The sequence below is a fragment of the Agromyces mediolanus genome (assembly GCF_023715325.1).
GTDB classification, from domain to species: Bacteria; Actinomycetota; Actinomycetes; order Actinomycetales; family Microbacteriaceae; genus Agromyces; species Agromyces mediolanus_A.
In genome coordinates, this window is sequence record NZ_JAMBNX010000007.1 from 124,474 (window position 1) to 145,802 (window position 21,329).

General features: G+C 70.8%; 16 protein-coding genes. 7 read left to right on the top strand and 9 right to left on the bottom strand.

The window, feature by feature from the left end:
- The 8 genes from M3147_RS13445 to M3147_RS13480 all read right to left on the bottom strand — a co-directional run bounded on the left by M3147_RS13445 (window position 1) and on the right by M3147_RS13480 (window position 10,553).
- The gene (locus tag M3147_RS13445) at window positions 1-1,863 is read right to left on the bottom strand and encodes an ABC transporter ATP-binding protein (protein ID WP_251203974.1); all 1,863 of its coding nucleotides are present in this window, start codon (window positions 1,861-1,863) and stop codon (window positions 1-3) included.
- A complete protein-coding gene (locus M3147_RS13450; protein ID WP_251203975.1) occupies window positions 1,860-4,334 on the bottom strand; it encodes a hypothetical protein in 2,475 nt (824 codons plus the stop codon). Before M3147_RS13450 ends, M3147_RS13445 begins: the two co-directional genes overlap by 4 nt.
- 98 nt (window positions 4,335-4,432) lie before the next feature.
- Window positions 4,433-5,794 carry an ABC transporter substrate-binding protein gene (locus tag M3147_RS13455; protein ID WP_251203976.1) on the bottom strand — a complete coding sequence of 454 codons (1,362 nt, stop codon included), beginning with the start codon at window positions 5,792-5,794 and terminating at the stop codon, window positions 4,433-4,435.
- Window positions 5,795-5,909: 115 nt separating this feature from the next.
- Entirely contained in the window at window positions 5,910-6,839 is a 930-nt protein-coding gene (locus tag M3147_RS13460) for a carbohydrate ABC transporter permease (protein WP_251203977.1), read from the bottom strand.
- Window positions 6,839-7,813 (bottom strand): carbohydrate ABC transporter permease, encoded by a 975-nt coding sequence (locus M3147_RS13465; RefSeq protein WP_251203978.1) that lies wholly within the window; start codon window positions 7,811-7,813, stop codon window positions 6,839-6,841. The genes M3147_RS13460 and M3147_RS13465 overlap by 1 nt, the downstream gene beginning before the upstream one ends.
- 153 nt (window positions 7,814-7,966) lie before the next feature.
- Complete coding sequence (locus M3147_RS13470; RefSeq protein ID WP_251203979.1) at window positions 7,967-8,563, bottom strand: class II aldolase/adducin family protein; 597 nt, start codon at window positions 8,561-8,563, stop codon at window positions 7,967-7,969.
- Entirely contained in the window at window positions 8,560-9,807 is a 1,248-nt protein-coding gene (gene otnK, locus M3147_RS13475; protein WP_251203980.1) for a 3-oxo-tetronate kinase, read from the bottom strand. Before otnK ends, M3147_RS13470 begins: the two co-directional genes overlap by 4 nt.
- Complete coding sequence (locus M3147_RS13480) at window positions 9,804-10,553, bottom strand: DeoR/GlpR family DNA-binding transcription regulator (protein ID WP_251203981.1); 750 nt, start codon at window positions 10,551-10,553, stop codon at window positions 9,804-9,806. The genes otnK and M3147_RS13480 overlap by 4 nt, the downstream gene beginning before the upstream one ends.
- 86 nt (window positions 10,554-10,639) lie before the next feature.
- On the opposite strand from M3147_RS13480, the gene M3147_RS13485 reads away from it, so the two are divergent.
- From M3147_RS13485 to M3147_RS13515, 7 genes are read left to right on the top strand one after another with little or no spacing between them, the layout of a single operon-like run.
- Window positions 10,640-12,061, top strand: a complete 1,422-nt coding sequence (locus M3147_RS13485; protein WP_251203982.1) for an FGGY-family carbohydrate kinase — start codon at window positions 10,640-10,642, stop codon at window positions 12,059-12,061.
- A complete protein-coding gene (locus M3147_RS13490; RefSeq protein WP_251203983.1) occupies window positions 12,048-12,911 on the top strand; it encodes a hypothetical protein in 864 nt (287 codons plus the stop codon). Before M3147_RS13485 ends, M3147_RS13490 begins: the two co-directional genes overlap by 14 nt.
- Entirely contained in the window at window positions 12,908-13,555 is a 648-nt protein-coding gene (locus tag M3147_RS13495; RefSeq protein ID WP_251203984.1) for an aspartate/glutamate racemase family protein, read from the top strand. Before M3147_RS13490 ends, M3147_RS13495 begins: the two co-directional genes overlap by 4 nt.
- Window positions 13,552-15,024, top strand: coding sequence for an alpha-amylase family glycosyl hydrolase (locus M3147_RS13500; protein ID WP_251203985.1), 1,473 nt, complete (start codon window positions 13,552-13,554; stop codon window positions 15,022-15,024). The genes M3147_RS13495 and M3147_RS13500 overlap by 4 nt, the downstream gene beginning before the upstream one ends.
- Before the next feature lie 9 nt (window positions 15,025-15,033).
- Window positions 15,034-16,806 (top strand): hypothetical protein, encoded by a 1,773-nt coding sequence (locus M3147_RS13505; RefSeq protein WP_251203986.1) that lies wholly within the window; start codon window positions 15,034-15,036, stop codon window positions 16,804-16,806.
- Entirely contained in the window at window positions 16,803-18,653 is a 1,851-nt protein-coding gene (locus M3147_RS13510) for an MBL fold metallo-hydrolase (protein ID WP_251203987.1), read from the top strand. Before M3147_RS13505 ends, M3147_RS13510 begins: the two co-directional genes overlap by 4 nt.
- Window positions 18,650-19,672 (top strand): LacI family DNA-binding transcriptional regulator, encoded by a 1,023-nt coding sequence (locus M3147_RS13515; RefSeq protein ID WP_251203988.1) that lies wholly within the window; start codon window positions 18,650-18,652, stop codon window positions 19,670-19,672. The genes M3147_RS13510 and M3147_RS13515 overlap by 4 nt, the downstream gene beginning before the upstream one ends.
- 18 nt (window positions 19,673-19,690) lie before the next feature.
- Here M3147_RS13515 and M3147_RS13520 read toward each other — a convergent pair whose 3' ends face one another.
- Window positions 19,691-21,211, bottom strand: a complete 1,521-nt coding sequence (locus tag M3147_RS13520; protein WP_251203989.1) for a sulfatase family protein — start codon at window positions 21,209-21,211, stop codon at window positions 19,691-19,693.
- Window positions 21,212-21,329 lie beyond the last annotated feature (118 nt).

Sequence of the window (21,329 nt, forward strand, 5' to 3'; positions counted from 1 at the left end):
TCAGTCCTCCTCGGATTCGTCCGGGTTCGTGATGGGGTGCGGGAGGGGGATCGAGCCCGTCGAGACGGCCTGGGCCCAGACCGTGTCGATCGAGCCCGTCCACGTCTCGTTCGAGACGACGGGCTCGTCGGGCTCGGCGTCGTTGACCGTGCGGGCGACGACGGAGCGGTACTGGCGTCCGACCGGATCAGCCCTGCGCAACAGTCCGTCGTGGGTGCCGGTGCCCGCGACGCGGCCGCCGTCGAGCACATGGACCTCGTCGGCCTGGGCGAGAAGCAGCGGACTGGAACTGACGACGACGGTCGTCAGCCCCTTCCGGGCCCTCCGCAGGCGCGCAGCCACGATGGCCTCGGTGTTCGCGTCGAGCGCGCTGGTCGGCTCGACGAGGATGAGCACCTCGGCATCCGAGAGCAGCGCGCGGGCGAGGCTCAGACGTTGCCGTTGCCCGCCGGAGAAGTTGCTGCCGCGCTCCGGGATGTGCTCGTCGAGCCCCCGTGGGAGGGCGTCCAATGCATCCTGCGCCGCGACGGCGGCCAGGGCGTCGTCGACCCGCCGGCGTCGGGCGGCCGCGCTGCCCGGCAGCCCGGGCCGGCGCACCTCTCGGATGTCGAGCGCGTTCCGCAACGGGCCGGAGAAGAGGTAGGCGTCGGAGCCGACGAGAACGATGCGGTCGCGCACGTCCTTCACCCGGTGCCGCGTCAGTTCGGTGCCGCCCCACAGCACCTGGGATTCGCGCAAGGACCGGTCGTCACGACGGGCCAGGCGCTCGGCGACCGTGGTCGCGCTCGCCGGATCGTCCGAGACGATCGCCGAGAAACGGCCGGGGCGGATCACGATGCCGGAGGCGACGTCTGCGAGTTCGGTCGCCGTCTCTGGCGCGGGAACAGGCGTCTCGGGATCCTTGACCGCCGACTCGACGGCCAGCACGTCGGTCATCCGGCGCGCAGCGACCATACCGCGTGCGAACGCGCCGGTCGCCTCGACCGTGATGCGCAGCGGCATGATCAGGAACACCGAGAATCCGTAGAAGGTCACGAGCTCTCCGGGTGAGATGGCGCCGTCCAGCACCAGGCTCGCAGCCATCCACACCACCACGGCCATGAACAGGCCGGGAAGGAGGATCTGCAGCGCGTCCATCCAGGTCGACACCTGCGCCATCTCGATGCCGCGCCGCCGCAACCGCTCGGATCCGAGTTCATAGCGGCGAGCGAAATACGCTTCTCCGCCGATGCCGCGCAGCACCCGGAGCCCGACCACCGTGTCGGTCGCGAGATCGGCCAGCGTGCCCTGTTCGGCCCGCCAGCGCGCCTGCCGCTGCTGCACCGGTCGCAGGAACGCCGTCATGACGAGGACGAGGAGGGGCATGCCGACCAGCACGACCATCCCGAGCTGGACCGAGGTCGCCATCGCGATGGCGCCCACGGCCGCATACGAGACCACACCGCCCGAGAACCGGGCCGTGACATCGAACAGCTCCCCGATCCGGATCGCGTCGTTCGCCACGGTGGAGGCGACTTCACCCGGAGAGGTCCCCGCCTTGATCGCCGCTCCGGTCGCGGCGCTGTGATGCGCGACGCGACGCGACAGCGACAACGAGGACCGCAACCAGTTCGACACCGCCATCCGGTGCCGCAGCACTGCGAAGCCCGCCTGCGCGAGCGCGACGCCCGCGAGTGCGAGCACCCAGGGCACGATGCCGCGGAAACCGCCCGCGGTGCCGCCATCGATCGCCTGGCTCACGAGGTACGGCCAGGCCACCTGGCAGAGCATCCAGGCGATGCCGAAGAGGATCCCCGCAGCGAGGGTGCCGGGCTGTCGCCGCGCCTGCCACCACAACAGCCGGAACGGACCGCCCCGGCTCATGAGCCGGTCCGGCGGATGAACGCCTCGCCGTTGCCGAACGCGGGGATCTCGGCGGGCGACTCCACTTCCCAGCCGGCCGGGGCGGTGATCAGGGGAGCGACCGGGGCGTCGCCCGGGTTCCGGAGCCGCACGCGCAGCCCGCCGTCCGGTGCCGGGCGGAACTCCGTCAGCAGGTCGTCGGGAGTCACCGACACCGGCGCGGCGAAGGGCCGCTGCTCGCCCCGCACGAATCGCGGCTGCAGGGGCTGAGCGAGGTCGGCGGCGTATCCGCGCACGGTCGCGCGAGTGACCTCGGCTGGGCGGAAGCGATATCGGAACGCCCGGGTGAACTCCTGCCGCGCCTGGAAGTTCGTGAAGTGCAGGTTGTTGGCGATCCAGCTCTGGATGTGGCCGCGCGGCGCGACCAGCCGCCGCGCCCACTCCCCGGTGTGCAGCGCGCCGAGCTGCACGAGCGGGGCATCGTAGGTGCCCCAGAGCATCCCGCCGTCCTCGCCGCCCACGCCGATCGCATGCTGCACCGAGTACCAGTCTCTGCTGGTGTCGGGCAACTGCTCGTGGTCCGCCTCGAACACGGCCCCGGCGGTCTCGAGGAGGAAGCGCGGCGACCGGACGGCGAACGGGAACGCGATGTGGACGCTTTCCGGGGCGAACCGCTCGGCTTTCGAGATCCGCACGGCGAGCTCGAGGTCGGGGGCGCCCTCGGTGATGGTCAAGGTCGAGACGATGGCCTGGATGCCCGTGAGCGCGGATTCCCACCGCAGTTGCGTCACCGGGCCGACCACCCGGACGAGGACCGGACCGTCGCCCGACGCCGCCGCGCGGACGAATTCCGGACCGGGATGATCCGGATGGAAGAGCTTCGGGCTCACCGTCACGGCGGGATGTGCGCTGTCGCTCGGGATCTCCTCCGTGACCACGGCGCCGAGGCCCCAAGCCGCCTCGCCGTCCACGAGCTCGCGGCCGTTCGTCCGGTCGACGATCGACACGACGCCACCGGACTCGGGACGTACCGTCACCTCGTACCGGCCGGCGGCGACGGACTCCGGAGCGGGAGCCCATTCGCCGGGGGCCGGCACCTCGACGGAGACCGCCCCGAACGCGGGGACCGTCGCGGACACGGCCACCCGGCGCGTGCCGTCGTCGACCTCGACGTCCATGGTCTCGGTGCGCGCGTGCGGCGAGGGATTGAACACCAGGACGCGCCCCTCGAGCTCCGGCTCGTTCGCACCCACTCGGAGGAGGCGGTGCCAGGCTTCGATCGCCAAGTCGCGGCCGAAGTCGTAGGCGGCGTAGGCGAAGGAGGATTTCGCATTGTGGTGCGAGTGGCTGAACGTCGAATGCGGCTTCGAGTAGGTCTCCCAGCTGCCCCAGGTGTGCTCACCGTAGAGCAGCAGGCACTCGCGCACCTCGGCGAGGTCCGCGTCGACCTCCGCCGCGGTGCGGAGACGCACTGGCGCGCGTCGGTAGCCGAGGACCTCCGAGAAGGCGATCTCGCCCTCGCCCCCGCCCTCGCCGGCGAGCCGGGCGAGCGCGAAGTCGGTCTCCGCCTGGCGCAGCAGGGTGCGGGCCTCCCGGTACACGGCCACCTCGCGAGCGGTGGATCCGTGACCGTGCGACCACCAGTCCGCCCACTCGCCGCGCACGACGGGGAGCTCGGCCGTGGACGCCTCGGCTTGGATCGCATCGAGCGCGTCGTCGATCGTCTCGCAGGCCATCGGGAGGTCGGGGTGCTTCGCGTTCCAGGCCTCCACCACGGCGGCGGGACCCCTGGTCGGCCAGCGATTGTCGTTGCCGGCATGCACGACGGCCGTTGAGAACGGGTAGTCGTCGCGGCCGTCCAGGGCGCTGACGAACTCCTCGATGCGGGGCAGCGCGTGTGACACGTCGCCCTGGACGATGCCCCACTCCTCGCCGTAGCCGTAGTGCGTGGAGAGCCACACGAAGACCCGTCGGCCGGACGGCGTCTCCCACTGGAACGCGCTCGGCTGCGTGAACGGCGCACGCCCGTGGTCGGGGTTGAGCGCCATCACCAGCCGGGTCACGCCGGCGTCCAGCATCGGGTCCGTCGCGCCCCAGGAGATCCCGTTGACGTCGCCGTGCTGCTGGGTCCGCACGGGGATGCCCTGGGCTTGGAGCGCGCGGACGACGCGGAACATCTCATCGTGCTCCGGGGCGTCCGGCAACTGGGTCATGTTGAGGTAGCCGGCGGTCACCGACAGCCGTCCGGCCGAAAGCTGAGCGAAGAAGCGCCGGCGTTGCTCTGGGGCCGCCGTCTCGAGGAACGAGGCGACGGGACGGGCGGCCTCGAAGGTCCACCGCAGCGACGCCGGATCGGTCGCGGGATCCTGCTCAACGAGGTCGAGCACTCGATCGACGATGCGACGGTGCATGCGGTCGATGATCCGTGGACTGTTGGTGTAGCCGACATCGTGATGCGTGTGCGGGATGAGTGAGATTCGTCGGATGGCCATGCCGCTCCAGCGGGTGCTCGTGGTCGAGAAGATGCGGAGGGAGGGACGCGCACGTGGGCACGCCCCTCCCGGGGGACGACGAATCGTCCGGTTCGAAATCAGTCCGCGATCATCGACTCGTAGTCGCGCATGGCCGTGGACTGGGCGTCGGAGAGGGCTTGATCGATCGACTTCTCACCCACCAGGACGGCGATGACCGCGTTGCGGATCTCGGACAGCACCGTCTGACCGGCCGGCGATGCCGGGTACGAACGTCCGTAGTCCAGGATCGCGTAGTAGTCGTCGATCACGGCGTCGAAGTTGGCGTCGGAGGATCCGGTCACCCACTTCTCCTTGATCACCTGATCGGCCTCCGGGGAACCGGTGAACAGGCCGGCGTTGATCCCGCCGTCGGCCTTGCGGGTCTCCCCGCGGGCGTCTCCGGCCGCTTCCCACGACCCGAGCGAGGTGACGTCGGTGATCCATGCGCACGCGGTGGCCGGGTTCTTCGCACCGGCCGGGATGACGAACGCGGAGCCGCTGGCCGCGGCGAACGGCTCGCCCTTGGCGTCACGCAGCGGTACGACGCCCAGCTCCAGCTGGTCGGCGTACTTCGAGAGGCCGTTGACGTACCACTGCATGTTCATCTCGGCCGCGACCTGGCCGGCGACGTACTGGTTGTTGTCGCCGAACCGGTCGAACGAATCCGTGAAGCTCTTGTCCTTCGCGAATCCGCCCTGCGCGTCGTGGATCTGCTGCAGCAGCTCGATGCCGGCCTGGTTGGACGGGTCGTCGAGGGTGGGCTTGCCGTCGGCGTCGGTGAGCTGGCCGCCCATCGCCAGGATGTACAGCTCCGAGTTGGTGGCGTCGTTGGGGTCGAATCCGAGGACGGACGGGTTGCCGCCCTGCTCCTGGTACACCTTCTCGATGGCGGGCAGGAGCTTGGTGGTGTCGGAGGTGTCGAAGTCCTCCGCCGACACGCCCGCCTGGGCCAGGATCGCCTGGTTCACGATGATCGCCGGGGGCTGGTAGAACTGCGGCGCGCCCCAGACGCGGTCATCCCAGGTCACTTCATCGGCGACCATCTTGTACCACCGCTCCTGGGGATCGACGTCCTTCGCCTCATAGCACGCGTCGAGCGGCAGGATGAGATCCTGCGCCGCGTACTGGGCGACGAGGCGGCGGTCCATCTGGACCACGTCGGGCACGTCGCCGCTCGCGACTCGCGTGGTGAGTTTCTGCGAGTCGAACGCGGTGGCATCGTGCGTGATCTCGACGTCCGGCATCTGTGCCGCCGCGTAGTCGAGACGCGCCTGGCCCACATCGTCCGCATTCTCGAACCCCCACATGCTGAGCGTGCCGGAGGGCTTGGCGGTGAAGTCGACGTCCGCACCGGCCTCCTCGCCTCCGCCGGCGCAGCCGGTGAGGGCCAGGGCGGCGATCGCGCCCAGGGCGACCGCGCCCGTGAACCGCTTCTTCATTTCGTTTCCTTTCGTGGAGCGGCAGCTTCGCCGCTTTCGTGAGGTGAGAGGGCCAACCGGTGTGGGAACCTTCTCATATGGTTCGACGATGACCGCCGTCGAAGCGGGTGTCCGGTCAGCCCTTGTTGCCGGTCGTCGCGATGCCCTGGATGAAGTACCGCTGACCGAAGGCGAACAGGATGAGCATCGGAACCGTCACCAGGAGCGCCGCGACCATGACGTACTGATAGTCGCCCTCGCCGCCGTTGGTGGGGCTGTACTTCGTCATCGCGTACGCGATGCCGAGCGGCGCCGTGAACTCCTCGGGGGAGCCGCTGTTCAGGTAGATGAGGCTGCCCTGCAGGTTGTTCCAGCTCGCCTGGAACTCGAACAGGAAGACGATGATGAACGAGGGCACCGAGAGCGGCATGGCGATCCGCCAGAACATCCCCCAGTAGCTCGCGCCGTCGAGGCGCGCGGCCTCGAACAGCTCCCGTGGCAGGCCCATGAAGAACTGACGCTGGAGGAAGATGTAGAACGCCGAGCCGAACAGGTTGGCGCCCCAGAGCGGCACCCACGTTCCGACCAGCCCGGTCTCTTTCCAGATCAGGTACACGGGGATCATGGTGACCGCTGCCGGCAGCATCATGGTCGCGAGGACGACCCCGAACAACAGCCCACGACCAGGGAACCGGAAATAGGCGAAGCCGAACGCGACGATCGAACTCGCGACGGCGACCGCGGTCGCAGCGAGCAGGGCGATGCCGATGCTGTTGAAGAGCCAGTGCATCAGGGGCAGCTGGTCCCAGACCTCGCTGTAGTTCTGCGGGGAGAACGTCTTCGGGATGAGCTGGTTGTCGAACACCTCGCCGCGGGGCTTGAAGCTCGCCGACACCAGCCAGAGGAACGGGTAGGCGAACAGCAGCGCGAAGCCGGTCGCGACGATCGCCAGCAGCGTCCTGCCGATGACGGTCTTGGGCATGAGCTTCTTCCGGCGCTTGGGCGGAGCCGGCGCCTCGGCGGTCTCGGTGTCGACCGACTCGACCGCGGTGGGAGCGAGAGTCATCAGCGTCCTCCCTCGTAATAGACGAACTTGTTGCCGACCTTCATCTGGATGAACGTCACGCACATGATGATCACGAAGAGCAGCCACGCCATCGCGGCGGCGAACCCGAAGTTGAACTGGCGGAACGCCTGCTGGAAGAGGTAGATCGCGTAGAACAGCGAGGACTCGGGCGCAGCTCCGGACTGGTCGCGCCAGAACAGCACGTACGCCTGGTCGAACACCTGGAACGCGGCGATCGTCAGCACGATCGTGTTGAAGAACATCGCACCGGAGATCATCGGCAGCGTGATGTTGACGAACTTGCGCACCGGTCCGGCCCCGTCGATGGACGCCACCTCGTACAGCTCCTGCGGCACGTTCTTGAGCGCGGCGAGGAAGATCACCATCGAGCCGCCGGTGGTCCAGAGGGCCATCAGGACGATGCTGGGCTTGATCCAGGCGGGGTCGATGAGCCACTGCGGCCCCTGGATGCCGAAGAAGCCGAGGAACTCGTTCACCGCGCCGCTGTTGCCGTTCAGCAGGATGAGGAAGACCGAGGCGGTCGCGACGACCGGGGTCATCTTCGGCAGGTAGTAGAGGGTGCGGAACATTCCGGCGCCGCGCGCGACCCGGTTCAGGATCAGCGCGAGCAGCAGGGCGAACGCGATCTCGGCGGGGACGGCCATCAACGCGTAGACCAGCGTGTTCCCCAGGGACATCGCGACACGGGGGTCTTCCCAGAGCTGTTCGAAGTTCGCGAAGCCGGCGGGCGAGAGGGAGTTCCTCGCGAGGTTGTACTTGCTGAAGGCCAGCACCACGCTGTAGATCATCGCTCCGGCGGTGAAGATGCAGAACCCGATGATCCAGGGCGAGATGAACAGGTACCCGGCGATCGCTTCGCGACGGTCGTAGCGCTGTCGCGGCTTGCGTCCGGGGCGTCGGGACGCGTCTCGCGTGACGATGGCTTCCGTCGATGGGTCGACCTGGGGACTCATGAACCGAGCCTCCCCGTGGGGGTGTGAGCCATTCCCGTTCCTTCAGCTTCGTTGATGCGGTGGGCAGATGTGGCATCGTTACCACATTCGTGAGAGTACCCGGTGGGCGCCGGTGTGGCAAGGTCGGCGTGAGGCATGGGCTGGAGCAGCACGTCAGGACCAGGCCGTTCCGGGATCGAGGCGCCGGGCGGCCGTCCCCTGAAGCCGCAGCGTCAGCTCCGCGGCGGTCTCGAGCTCCTCGTAGACGCTCACCGCCGAAGCCGGATCCGCTGCGGCGACGAGCCCGCCGTGGTTGGCGAGCAGGAGGGCATGCGCACCCCGGGAGGCGTCGGCCACGAGCGCCGCGAGTTCCTCCGATCCGGGCGGGGCGTAGGGCACGGTGAGTGTTCGCCCGAGCAGCCGGATCCGGTAGGGGGTGTACGGGGGCAGCGGGTCCTCGCCCGGCGCCGCGATGCAGGACAGTGCGGTCGCCGCCGGAGAGTGCAGGTGCACGATGCAGCCGGCATCGGGCCGGGCCCGGTAGACGGCGAGGTGCATCCCGGCCTCCTTGGTCGGGGCGGGGCCGTCGAGGTGCCGACCATCGAGGTCGAGGACGCTGACGGAATCGGGCGACAGCTCGCGCAGCGCCGCACCGGACGGGGTGACGAGCACACGGGACCCGTCGCGGAGGCTCGCGTTGCCGCTCGACCCGGGGGAGAGCCCCATGGCGGCGACGACCGTGCACGCATCGGCGAGGCGAGCGGCGGTCACGGCACCTCCTCCCAGGCTCGGAGGAAGAGCTCGTCGCTGCCGAAGTTCCCCGACTTGAGGCAGAGGTCGAGGCTCCTCCCTCCGCGGTCTTCGGCCGACATCCACGGGACACCGGGATCGACCACGCGGCGCACGCGCAGGCGCGAGACGCCGAGGGCGGTGATGACCGCCCCGGACGTCTCCCCGCCGGCCACGAGCACGCGGCGGACGCCGAGGTCCGCGACGGCGCGAGACGCGATGCGGGCGAGGAGGCGCTCGATCGCCGCGGCCGACTCGGCGACGCCGAACCGGCGTTGGGCCTCGGCGACCTCGTCGGGCGACGCTTGCGCTGCGACGAGCGGATGCTCGAGGTCGCGGATGGCCTCGATCGCGGCATCGGCGGTTTCGTCGGCTGCGGAGATCGCATCGATCGCACGGAAGGCGAAGGTCGGGCCGCCGTACGCGGCGAGCTGGCGGGCGGTGCGCTGCGAGGCGCTCCCGACGAGGATGAGGCATCGCCCCTCGGGCGGGGGCTGGACATCGCGGGAGGCCGGTCTGCTCAGGCGCCGGCCCAGCGCGGCGGCGAGGCCCGCGGCGCCCCCGAGCGCGGCGCCGGGTCGCGAATCGAGCGCGGCTGCGAGCGCATCCAGATCCTCGTCGTCGAGCGCATCGACGAGCACATGCCCCGCGCCCTGCTGTTCGGCGCTGCGCAGCGCCTCGGCGATGGCGACGGCGCCGTTGCGCACGACGGAGTATCGGACCAGTGCCACCGGGCGATCGGTCTGGCGCCCGAGCACCCGCACGAGGTCGGGATCGCGCATCGGGGTGAGCGGGTGCTGCGCGAGGGGCGATTCCGAGAGGAGCCGGCCGTCCACGAACAGATGCCCGTCGTACATCGAGCGGCCGACCGTCGGGGTGGCCGGGGTGCCGATCGTCGGGCCGACTCCGAGGTCTCCGAACGCGTCGGCCACCGGCCCGATGTTCCCGGTCCGCGTCGAGTCGAAGGTCGAGCAGTACTTCTGATAGAGGCGCTCGGCCCCCCAGCGTCGGAGCGCGCGTGCGGCCGCGGTGCTGTCGCCGACGGCTTCGGCGGTCGGAGCGGTGCGGGACTTGAGCGCGACGATCGCGACGTCCCCCGTCGGCGGCTCCTGCGCCCCGGGGACGCCGAGGAGCACGTCGACGTCGAGCCCCGCCGTCGCGAGCCCGGCGGCGACGTCGCAGGCCCCGGTGAGGTCGTCGGCCACCACGCCGAGGGCGATGCTCATCGCGCGATCCTCACGTCGATGCCGCGCGCGCGGAGGGCGTCGCAGACCGCGGGGTCGGCGCGGTCGTCGGTGAGCAGCAGGTCGACGAGCTCGGTCTCGCAGATGCGCAGCGGTGCCCGTGCACCGAGCTTCGTCCCGTCGGCGACCACGAGCACGCGGTCGGCGATGGATGCGAGGACGCGCTTCAGGGAGGCATCCAGGGCGTTGGTGCCCCACAGGGCGTCTCCGGTCACGCCCGTGGCGGAGAGCACGGCGATGTCGCAGTGCACCTCGAGGGCGGCCTGTTCGGCCATCGGCCCGGCGAACGCGCGGGTGTCGGGCTGGAAGAGCCCGCCCAGTGCGACGAGGGTCCCCACGCGCCCGGCCACCGCCGTGATCACCGGAAGCGAATGGGTCACGATGGTCGCGTCCTCGAGGAGCGGTGCGATGCCGGCCACGGTGGTGCCCGCATCCAATGCCACCATCGCCGCGTCGCCGATCTCGGCGGCCGCCATCGCGGCCAGCCGGCGTTTCTGCGCGGCTTCGGCGCCACTGCGGCGCTCGAACGGCAGACCGCGGATGGCGATGGTCGCACCGCCGGCGACGCGCTGGGCTCGGCCGGACTCCTCCAGCTGCTGGAGGTCGCGCCGGATGGTCATCGTCGAGACGCCCAAGCGTTCGGCGACCTCGGTCGAGGAGGCATAGCCCTCTTCGGCGAGGATCCGCTCCACTTCGGCTCGTCGTTCTTCGGCCCGCGTGTACCGCATCCCCTCATCAAAGCGGCCGGACGCGAAGAATGTCAAATTCTTCACAGAAGTTGCAGGTCTGTTCAAAATGTCACAAACTGTGGGGCGTGGTCCTTCTGCTCGGAATCGACGTCGGCAGCACGACGATCAAGGCGGCGCTCGTCGAGGTGAGCCCGTCCGGCGTGCTGCGCACCGTCGCGGTCGCGCGCAGAGCGACCCCGGACACCGCCCAGGCGCTCATCTCCGAGACGGCCTCGGCCGTGCGCGAAGCGCTGCACGATCGGCCCGCGCCGCTCGCGGTCGCGGTGGCCTCGATGGCCGAGACGGGAGTCGCGCTCGGTGCCGACGGGACCGCGCTCGGGCCGCTCGTGCGCTGGCAGCGGAGTGCAGGCCGAGCCGGGGTGCGCTTCCTCTCGGAGCGATTCCCCGACCTCGATGCGCGCACCGGCATCCCCTTCTCGCCCAAGCCGACCGCGGCGGCGCTGCGCGAGCTCTCCGAGACGGACCCCGGCCTGCTCGCACGCACTGCGCACTGGCTCGGCGTCGCCGATCTGGTCGTCCGCGCGCTCACCGGCGTGCATGCGACGGATCCCACCCTCGCCACGCGGACGATGCTCTTCGTCGACGGCGCCTGGGACGAGGAGATCGCCGAGGCGGTCGGGCTGTCCCCCGGGGCGCTGCCGGCGGTCCGGCCGGTCGGGGAAGCGGCCGGAACGACGACGGCCGCAGCGCGTGGCTTCGGCCTGGGCACCGGGATCCAGGTCTTCACCGCCGGACACGACCATGCCGTCGGGGCCTGGGCCGCCGGCGCCCGCGAACCAGGGTCCTTCGCCGACTCGCTCGGGACCGCCGAGGCGATCCTCGTGCCGACCGCGTCTGAACGCGCCGGTGAGACGGTGCGAGACGGCTTCACCTCGGGGCGCTCCGTCGACGGACGGTGGAGGACCCTCATGGCGGGCAGCCCCGCGTGCGGCGCCCTGCTGAACCGGACGTTCGGGACGACGCGGGTCCGCGCTTCCGACCTTCTCGCGGCCTTGCCCGCCGACCGCTGGACGCCGAGCGGTGTGACCGTCCTCCCCTATCCCCGGGGCCGGCAGAGTCCCGCTCCCGATCCGTCCGCGACGCTCGACATCCGCACCGAGCAGACCGACCCGACGCTGATCGCGAGCGCCGTGCTCGAAGCGATCGTGCTGCAGTCCCGATGGATGCGCGAGGCGATGGCCGGATACGTCGAGGTCGCGCCCGAGCGCGTCGTCCTCCTCGGCTCGCTCACCGAGCGCATCCCGGCCTGGGGCGGGCTCGTCGCCGCCACCTCCGCGTCCCCCGTCGTCCGGGTGACCGAACCGGAGCCCGTCGCGATCGGCGCGGCGCTGCTCGCCGGCGTGCACGCCGGTCACGTCGATCCCGGCGCCACCCTGCCGTCCGAGGAGGTCGCCCCCATCCCGGTCGACCTCGCTCCCGCCTATGCCCGCTTCCGAGAGGCGGCGGCCGCGACCATCGAAACAAAGGAGACCGATGACCACCCTTGACGCCATCGCCCGCCCGACCGGCACGTTCGCCATGGTCGCCATGGACCAGCGCGAGAGCCTGCGGCACATGTTCGACCTGGCCGGCCGCGGACGGCCGGAAGACGCCGTCCTCAACGAGTTCAAGGAGGATGTCGCCACGGTCCTCGGGCCCGTCGCCTCGGGGTTCCTCGCGGACCACCGCTACGGCTTCGACGCCGTCCGTTCCGCGCTGCCGAGCACGACCGGCCTCATCCTGGCGGCGGACGCGCTGCAGCAGGAGGACGGCGGCCCGGTCGAGGAGACGTTCATCGACGAGCAGGTCGTCGCGAGCTCGCTCGACGGCGTGGTCGCGCTGAAGCTGCTGCTCATCTGGCGTCGTGACGAGCATCGCGACGCTCGGGTCGAGCTCGCCGATCGCTTCATCCGGCTCGCCCGGGAGCGCGGGGTGCTGTCCGTGCTGGAGCCGGTCGTGCGAGCGGTCCCGGGCGACCAGGACTGGGATGCCGACGTAGCGATCCGCGAAGCGGCGCGCGAGCTGTCGGCCCTGCAGCCGAGCCTGTACAAGTCGCAGGTCCCACTCGCCGGGGAGGGCGACGAGCGGGCGCAGCGCGAAGCGAGCGCAGCGCTCAACGAGGCGATGGCGACCCCCTGGGTGGTGCTCTCGCAGGGCGTCGCGCGCGAGCGGTTCCGCGACGCGGTCCGCGCCGCGTGCCTCGAGGGCGCCAGCGGATTCCTCGCCGGGCGCGCGCTGTGGAGCGACCTGGTCGGCGTGGATGACGTCCGTGCGCAGCTGCGGTCGGTCTCCGTGCCGCGGCTCGAAGCGCTGATCGAGACCGTCGACGAGGCGGGCCGGCCGTGGACGCGGGCATGACGCGGGTCGGCCTGCTGCACACCGTCACCGTGCTGCCCGCGGTCTTCGACGAGCTGCTGCAGCCGAGCCGAAGCGGGCTGGAGATCGTGCACGTCGCTGACCCGACGCTGCTCGAGCGCACCGTCGACGCAGGCGAGGTGACGCCCGACGTCGAGGCTGACATCCGCCGCCACCTCGAGGCGCTGCGGGACGGGGGCGCGGCCGCCGTGCTCGTGACCTGTTCGTCGATCGGCGAGGCGGCGGAGTCGGCGGCCCGCGCCGCGGGCGTACGACTGATGCGGGTCGACGAGGCCATGGCCCGCGAGGCCGCGGCCCGCGCGGCCGTCGCAGCGGACCGACGGATCACGATCCTCGCGACCCTGGGCACCACCCTCGGGCCCACGGCGCGCCTGGTCGAACGCTTCACGGACCCGGGGGTCGGCGTGACCGCCCGCGTCGTCCCCGACGCGGGCGCGGCGCGGGCCCGGGGCGATCATGCCGAGCACGATCGGCTGGTCGCCGAAGCGATCGCGGCCGAGGATGCCGAGGTCATCGTGCTTGCGCAAGCCTCCATGGCCGCCGGCGCGGGCGAGGACCCGCGCGTGCTCACCTCGCCGCGGACGGGCGCCGCGTCGTTCCTCACGGCGCTGCGGGGGGAACGATGAGGGGCGTCTCGCTCCTGGCGTACGCGGACCGGCTCGGAGGCGACATCGCCGGCGTCGAGCGCCTGCTGCGCGAGGAGCTGGACGTCTTCTCGGGCGTCCACCTGCTCCCGTTCTTCACGCCCTTCGACGGGGACGACGCCGGGTTCGACCCCATCGACCACGCTGCGGTCGACCCGCGACTGGGAACCTGGCAGGACGTGCGGAACCTCGCCGAGCGCGGCGAGATCACGGCCGACCTCATCGTGAACCATCTCAGCTCGCGATCCGCGGAGTTCGCCGATTGGCTCGAGAAGGGCAGCGACTCCGTCCACGACGGCATGTTCCTCACCTTCGATCGGGTGTTCCCCCACGGTGCGTCGGAAGACGACCTCACCGCCTTCTACCGCCCCCGGCCCGGAGTGCCGTTCACGCCGTATCGGGCGGCGGACGGGAGGCGGCGGCTCGTCTGGACCACGTTCATGCCGACCCAGGTCGACATCGACGTGACCCATCCGGCCGGGACGGCGTACCTCGAGCGCCTCGCGGACACCCTCGCGGCCGGGGGCGTCCGCGTCGTGCGACTCGACGCGGTCGGCTACGCGATCAAGACCCCGGGTACCGACTCCTTCATGACGCCCGGCACGCTCGAGTTCGTCGCCGTCGCCGCGAAGATCATCCGCGACCGCGGGATGCGCGTGCTCGTCGAGGTCCACGCTCACCACACGCAGCAGATCGCCATCGCCTCACTCGTCGACCTGGTGTACGACTTCGCGACGCCGCCGCTCCTGCTGCACGCGCTCGCCACCGGGCGGGTCGACCGGCTCGCCTGGTGGCTCGAGCATCGGCCGGAGAACGCAGTGACCGTGCTCGATACGCACGACGGCATCGGCGTCATCGATGCCGGTCCGTCGGGTGATCGTGCCGGGATCCTGTCGGTCGACGAGATGGCGGAGATCTTCGCCGCCGCCGAAGCGGCGACGTCGGGTCACTCCCGGCGCGCCTCGGTGGTGCCGACCTGGGCTTCCATGCCGCACCAGATCAACGCCACCTTCTTCTCCGTGCTCGGCGGGGACACCCGGCGGATGCTGCTCGCGCGTGCGTTCCAGATCTTCCTTCCCGGCGAGCCGCAGTTCTATTACGTCGGCCTGCTGGGCGGGCGGGACGACGCCGACGAGTTCGCGCGCACCGGCCAGGGGCGCGACGTCAATCGGCACCGGTACACCCCCGATGAGGTCCGCGCGGCGATGGAGACGCCCGTCACCAGGGGCCAGCTCGCGCTCGCCGAGCTGCGCCGGGACCCGATCTTCGAGGGCGACTTCCGGTGGTCGGTGCGGTCCGCCTCGGAGCTGGAGCTCGTCTGGACTCGAGCCGGTCGCACCGCCCGGCTCGACGTCGATCTGGCCGCGGCGACCTTCCGGATCGAGGTCGACGGCGCCGAGTTCGATCTCCTGGAGCGCGGGCCCGCCGCGTGTGGGAACGCTGCCACATAGAATGGCGCCATGACCCCTTCGATCGCCGAGGATGGCGAGCACCTGTCGGTGAGGACCGCGGAGTACGAACTCCGCTGGCGTATCGGAGATCGGGGGGTCACGCGCTCGCCCTATCTGGAGCTGCGTGATGCCGGCGGCGAGCGCTGGACTCGCCTGTCGGCGCTGTCCGCCGTGCACACGGTGGACGCACGGGACGAGACGGTCTCGGTCGGGGCCCCGGTCGTGACCCGGGACGGCGACGTCGTCGTCGTCGAGGTTCCGGCGGTCTCGACCGTGTGGCGACAGCGCCGTCTCGTGCTGCGCTGCACCGCCGAGGCCGTCGAGCTCCGCACGGACGTCATCGGCGAGGGGCGCGTCTCCGAGCTGGTGCAGTTCGGCGGGAGCGCACGGCTTCCGACCGGGGCCAGCGGCACGTTCCGTTCATCGATCGATGCCCGCTCCCTCTTCGTGCCGACGCCCACCGAGCCGGTGGCGTTCGTCCGTCCGGCCGCCGCCTCGGCGCAGCTCGGCATCGTCGGCGACGCCGACCCGGGCCGCGTGCACGGGATCTTCTCGCCGCCGCCGTTGGTGCTGGCGTTCGGCCGCCGCCACCCGGAGGGCCCGACGATCCCGACCGGCGGCCCGTGGCTGGCGCTGTCGATCCGCGACCACGTCGATCGACTCCGGTTCACCTCCCTCCGCTACGAGGCGCTCGACGGCGGGTTCACGCTGAACGCGACGTATGGCGGGCACACGGTCGTGGACGGGGCGTGGTCGTCGCCGGCGGTCGTGCTCCGGCACGTGCCGGAAGCGCTGGACGCGATCTCATTCCATCGGGACGACCTCATCCGGCACGGGTACGCCACCGAGCACCGGCCGGACACGGTCGAGTGGTGGCGGGAACCGATCTTCTGCGGGTGGGGCGCGCAGGTCGCGCGCGGCACGGCCCCAGCCCCCGAGCTATCCCGCCAGGAGGTGTACGACGAGCTGCTCGGAGTGCTCCGCGATGCGGAGCTGGACCCCGGGACGGTGGTGATCGACGACCGCTGGCAGGCGGCCTACGGCACGGCGGATCCCGACCCCGGAGCCTGGCCGGATATGCGGGGATGGATCGCCGATCGCCATGCCGAGGGGCGTCGGGTCCTGCTCTGGTGGAAGGCGTGGGATCCGACCGGGCTCCCCGCGGAGGAGTGCATCCTCGACGGGGCGGGAGTCCCGGTGGCAGCGGATCCGGGAAGCGCCGCGTACCGGGCCCGGCTCACGAGGATCGTCGAGCGGCTCCTCGGCCCCCAGGGTCTGGACGCCGACGGATTCAAGGTCGACTTCACCCAGCGAGCCCCCGAGGGGCAGAGCTTCCGCTCGGCACCGGACTCCGACGGCGTCTGGGGGATCGCCGCGCTCCACCGCCTGGTCGGCGATCTGCATAGGGCCGCGAAGGCGATCAAGCCGGACGCCCTCGTGATCACCCACACCGTCCATCCGTCCTTCGCGGAGGTCACGGACATGGTCCGCACCAACGACGTCCTCGAACGCGACGTCGACGGGCGAGCGGTCGGCGTCGTCGCGCAGCTCGGTGTCAGGGCCTCGATCGTCGGCCGCGCGCTGCCGCACCATCTCGTCGACACCGACCAGTGGCCCATGCCCGACCGCTCCGAGTGGCTCGCCTACGCGGCCGCGCAGCCGGGGTTCGGCGTTCCCGCCCTCTACTACGTCGAACGCATCGACGAGGGCGAGCTCATCACCTCCGAGGATCTGGCGTTCGTCGGGTCCACGTGGGCGGAGTATCGGAGGAGCCTCCGATGACCGTGCAGGAGATCGCTCCCGGCGTCTGGCGGATCGACGACACGTGCGCCGTGTACGCCATCGTGGATCCCACGGCGCCCGCGGGATCCCGCGAGGCGACGGTCGTCGACTTCGGATCGGGGCTCGTGCTCGACCACCTCGGACTGATCGGCGCATCCCGGGTGAGCGACATCGTGATGACCCACCACCATCGCGATCAGGGGCAGGGCCTGCCCAGGGCGGTGGCGCACGGTGCGCGCATCTGGGTGCCACCGGTCGAGATCGATCTGTTCGCGGACGTCGAGGACATGTGGCGCCGTCGCCAGCTGGACAACGACTACACCCTCCGCCAGGACCGGTTCTCGCTGCTGGAGTCGGTCCCGGTGCACGGTTCGGTGCCGGAGTACCGGGTCCTCGAAACACCGGCGGCCGCACTGCGCGTGCTTCCCACCCCGGGCCATACCGTGGGGTCGGTGACGTACGTGCTCGACCGCGACGGCGCCCGCATCGGCTTCTCGGGCGACCTCATCTACGCGCCGGGGAAAGTCTGGTCGCTCGCCGCCACGCAGTGGTCGTACACCGAGAACGAGGGCCCCGGGATGACGGTGCTGAGTGCGCTGCTGCTGGCGCGCGAGGGGCTCACGGCGCTCGCACCCTCGCACGGTGCGGTCATGGACGACCCCGAGGGCGCGCTCGCGCTTCTGGCGGAGCGGATGATCACCTACGTCGATTCACGCCGTCCCTACGCCTGGGATCTCCCCGACCGGCTCGACGACCCCTTCGTCGAGATCACCCCGCACCTGCTGCTGAACCGCACCGCGATGTCCTGCTCGTACGTCGTGCTGTCCGAGACCGGCGAGGCGCTGATCGTCGACTACGGCTACGACATGATCACGGGGCTCATCCCCGGCCAGGAGCGGGCGGCGAAACGTCCGTGGCTCGCTTCGCTCCCCGCGCTGCGGCGGCGCTACGGCGTGACGAAGGTGACGGTGGCCCTGCCCACCCACTACCACGACGATCACGTCGCGGGCATGCCTCTGCTGCGCGAGGTCGAGGGCACCCGGCTCTGGATCCCCGAGAACGTGGCGCCCGTGATGGCCGACCCGTGGCGCGAGGATCTGCCGTGCCAGTGGTACGAGCCGATCATCGCCGATCGGGTGCTCCCGCTCGACGAGCCGTTCGCATGGAACGAGTACGAGTTCACGGCGCACGCCCAGCCGGGGCACACCTTGTACGCCGTGGCCTACAGCGCGTCCATCGACGGGATCCGGGTCGTCTTCACCGGGGACCAGCAGGAGGGGCTCGGCGGACGCGACGGCCGCCGAGACGTCATGAACTACCAGTACCGGAACCTCTTCCGTCTCGGGGACTACCGGCGGAGCGCCGAGCTCTACGCTCGCATCGCCCCCGGGTTGATGGTGACCGGGCATTGGGCGCCGCGCTGGGTCGACGACGACTATCTCGCCTATCTGCAGGATGCCGGCGCGCACGTCGACCGGGTGCACGAAGCGTTGCTCCCGCTCGACGAGCTGCGCATCGGTCCCGACGGCCAAGTCGCCCGGATCGTGCCCTACCGGAGCCGGGCCGGGTGCGGCGATCGGCTCACCTTCCGCGTCGAGGTGCGCAACCCGTACGGCCGCCGCGTTGAGGCGCGGATCCGCCCGATCTGCCCACTAGGGTGGCTGATGACCGACGCCGAGACGACGGTGTCGCTGGAGCCGTTCGAGGAGGGCAGCGTGGAATTCACGGTCGTGGCCGCCGCGGACGGGCTCCGGCAACGCGTCGCCGTCGATGTGGTCGTGGGCGATCTGATGCTCGGACAGCACGCCGAGGCGCTCGTCGACGTGGCGGCGGGGCCGACCGCATGAGAGGGGACGGAACCTCGGCGCGGGCGACGATCAAGGACGTGGCCGCCGCGGCCGGGGTGTCCCGCTCGACCGCTTCGCGCGCGATGTCCGGGCACGGGTACGCGGCGCCCGAGGTCCGTGACCGGGTGCGTGCCGCCGCCAAGGAGCTCGGCTACGTCGTCGACACGACCGCCCGCAGTCTGAAGCAAGGTCGGAGCCGGTCCATCGGCGTGCTCGTCTCGGATCTGCGCAATTCGTTCTACGCGGAGCTCGCCTCGGGTGTGGGCTTGGAGGCTCGCCGTTTCTCCCACTCGATCGTGCTCGTCGACCTGCGCGGTCGAGCCGAGGACGAGCTCGAGGCGGCGGAGAATCTGGTCGCCTCCCGGGTCGCGGGCGTCATCGCCACTCCGGTCTCGTACCAGCTGGCGCCCTTCCTGTCTCGGCTCGGTGTGCCGCTCATCGAGGTGGATCGCCGCTTCGATCCGGAGGGGACCGACGCCGTCGTCGTCGACAACCGCTCGGCCGCGCGCGACTCCACGGCGCACCTCCTCGAACTCGGGCATCGTCGCGTTGCGCTGCTCATCGACGAGACCGAATGGACGACCGGCGACGAGCGCCAGCAGGGGTACCTGGACGCGCTGGGCGAGCGGGGCGTCAAGCCGGATCCGCAGTTGATCGTCCACGCCGGCTGGGACGCGACGGCTGCCGCTGCGGCCGCGGTCTCCCTGCTCGACCGCGCGAATCGACCGACCGCCGTGTTCGCCGCGAACAACGTGCTCGCCGAGGGCGTGTGGCGCGCCGCGCGACAGCTCGGCCTCGCGATCCCGGAGGACCTCAGCATCGTCGGGTTCGACGATGCGCCGTGGATGTCGCTCGTCCAGCCGGGCTTGTCCGCGCGCGGACAGGACACGCCGGGGCTCGGCGCGGCCGCAGTCCGGACGCTGCTCGAACGCACGCAGGACCCGGCGGCGCCGATCCGTACGGTCGTCCTGCCGACGAGTTTCGTCGACCGCGGTTCGACGGCACCGCCGCGCCGCTGATCCCGGCCGGATCCGGGCCTAGCTGTCGCCCCGCACCTTCGCGAGGAACAGCGGGACGCGCGCGATCGCCTCGGCATCATGCGCTCCCCAAGCCGGGTGCGGCGTCTCCGGCCCGAGATACGGCTCATCGCCGTAGTGCCGTTGGTACTCCGCCAGCTTGGTCTCGAGCTCCGCACGGATCTGCGCATAGGCGGGATCCGCGGCGACGTTGCGCACCTCGGCCGGGTCTGCGAGCAGATCGTACAGCTCCCACTCGGGCTCGGAGGTGCGATCCGACGCACCGGGCACGTCGAGGCCCGCGCCGTAGTAGCGGATCAGCTTGTGCGTGCGGGTGCGGATGCCGTAGTGGGCGGGCGCGTGGTGGACCGGGTCCTCGTGCTCCCAGTACCGGTAGTACACGGCATCCGGCCAATCCGTCACCTCCTCCCCGCGCAGCAGGGCGCGGAAGCTGCGACCTTGAGACGTGGGAAGGGCGGCGTCGGCGTCCATCCCGCAGACGTCGAGGAACGTCGCGGCGAAGTCGACGTTGGTGATCGGGGCCTGGCAGCGCGACCCGGCCGCGATCTCCGCCGGCCAGCGGATCAGCATCGGCATCTGCAGCGACGGGTCGTACATCAGGCGCTTGTCGAACCAGCCGTAGTCGCCCAGGAAGAACCCCTGGTCGGAGGTGTAGACGATCATGGTGTCCTCGGCGAGCCCGAGTTCGTCGATCCGGTCGATCAGGCGGCCGACGTTGTCGTCGATCGACTGCACGCACTGGAGGTAGTCGCGCAGGTAGATCTGGTACTTCCAGCGCAGCCGGGCGTCACGGTTCTCCGGTCCGCGCAGTTCGTCGGGGATGGGAGTCTTCAGATCGTCCGCGCCCAGGTCGTCGGCGATCGACATGTGCACGTCGCGGACCGCCCGGCTGCGGGAGCCATGGTCGTCGAGCAGCGTGTCCGGCTCGGGGATGGTCCCCTCGGGGTAGAGGTGGCGGTGCTTCTCGTCGGGGACCCAGGGGCGATGCGGCGCCTTGTGGTGCACGAGGAGGCAGAAGGGCTCGTCGCGGTCGAGGCCGTCGAGCCAGTCGATGGCCAGGTCCGTGACGATGTCGGTCGCGTAGCCCGGCACGACGTGCGTCCCGGTCTCGTCGATCATGGTCGGATCGAGGTACGCGCCTTGACCGGGGAACACCTTCCAGGTGTCGAAGCCGCGGGGCGACGATCGCGCGCCTTCTCCGAGATGCCACTTCCCGAACAGGGCGGTGCGGTAGCCGGCGCCGTGCAGCGCGTCGACGAACGTCGGCACGCGGTAGTCCATCTCCGTCCAGATCGACGAGACGCCGTTGACGTGGCTGTACGTTCCCGTGAGGATCGAGGCCCGCGAAGGACTGCAGATCGAGTTCGTGCAGTAGACCGCATCCATCCGCGCGCCCTCGTCCGCCAGTCGGTCGATGTTGGGCGTGGAGTTCACGCGGCTGCCGTAGGCGGAGATCGCGTGCGCCGCGTGGTCGTCGGACATGATGAAGACGAGATTCGCCGGCCGACGTGAATGTGGCATCGTTCCCATGATCTCGCAGCCTAGCCCGGCGCGCATCGATCGACAAGCTGGTGAGGCTTGTCACCCGGCGCACTCTGTGGCTACGATGTGGGAACGTTGCCATATCGGCATTCCACCT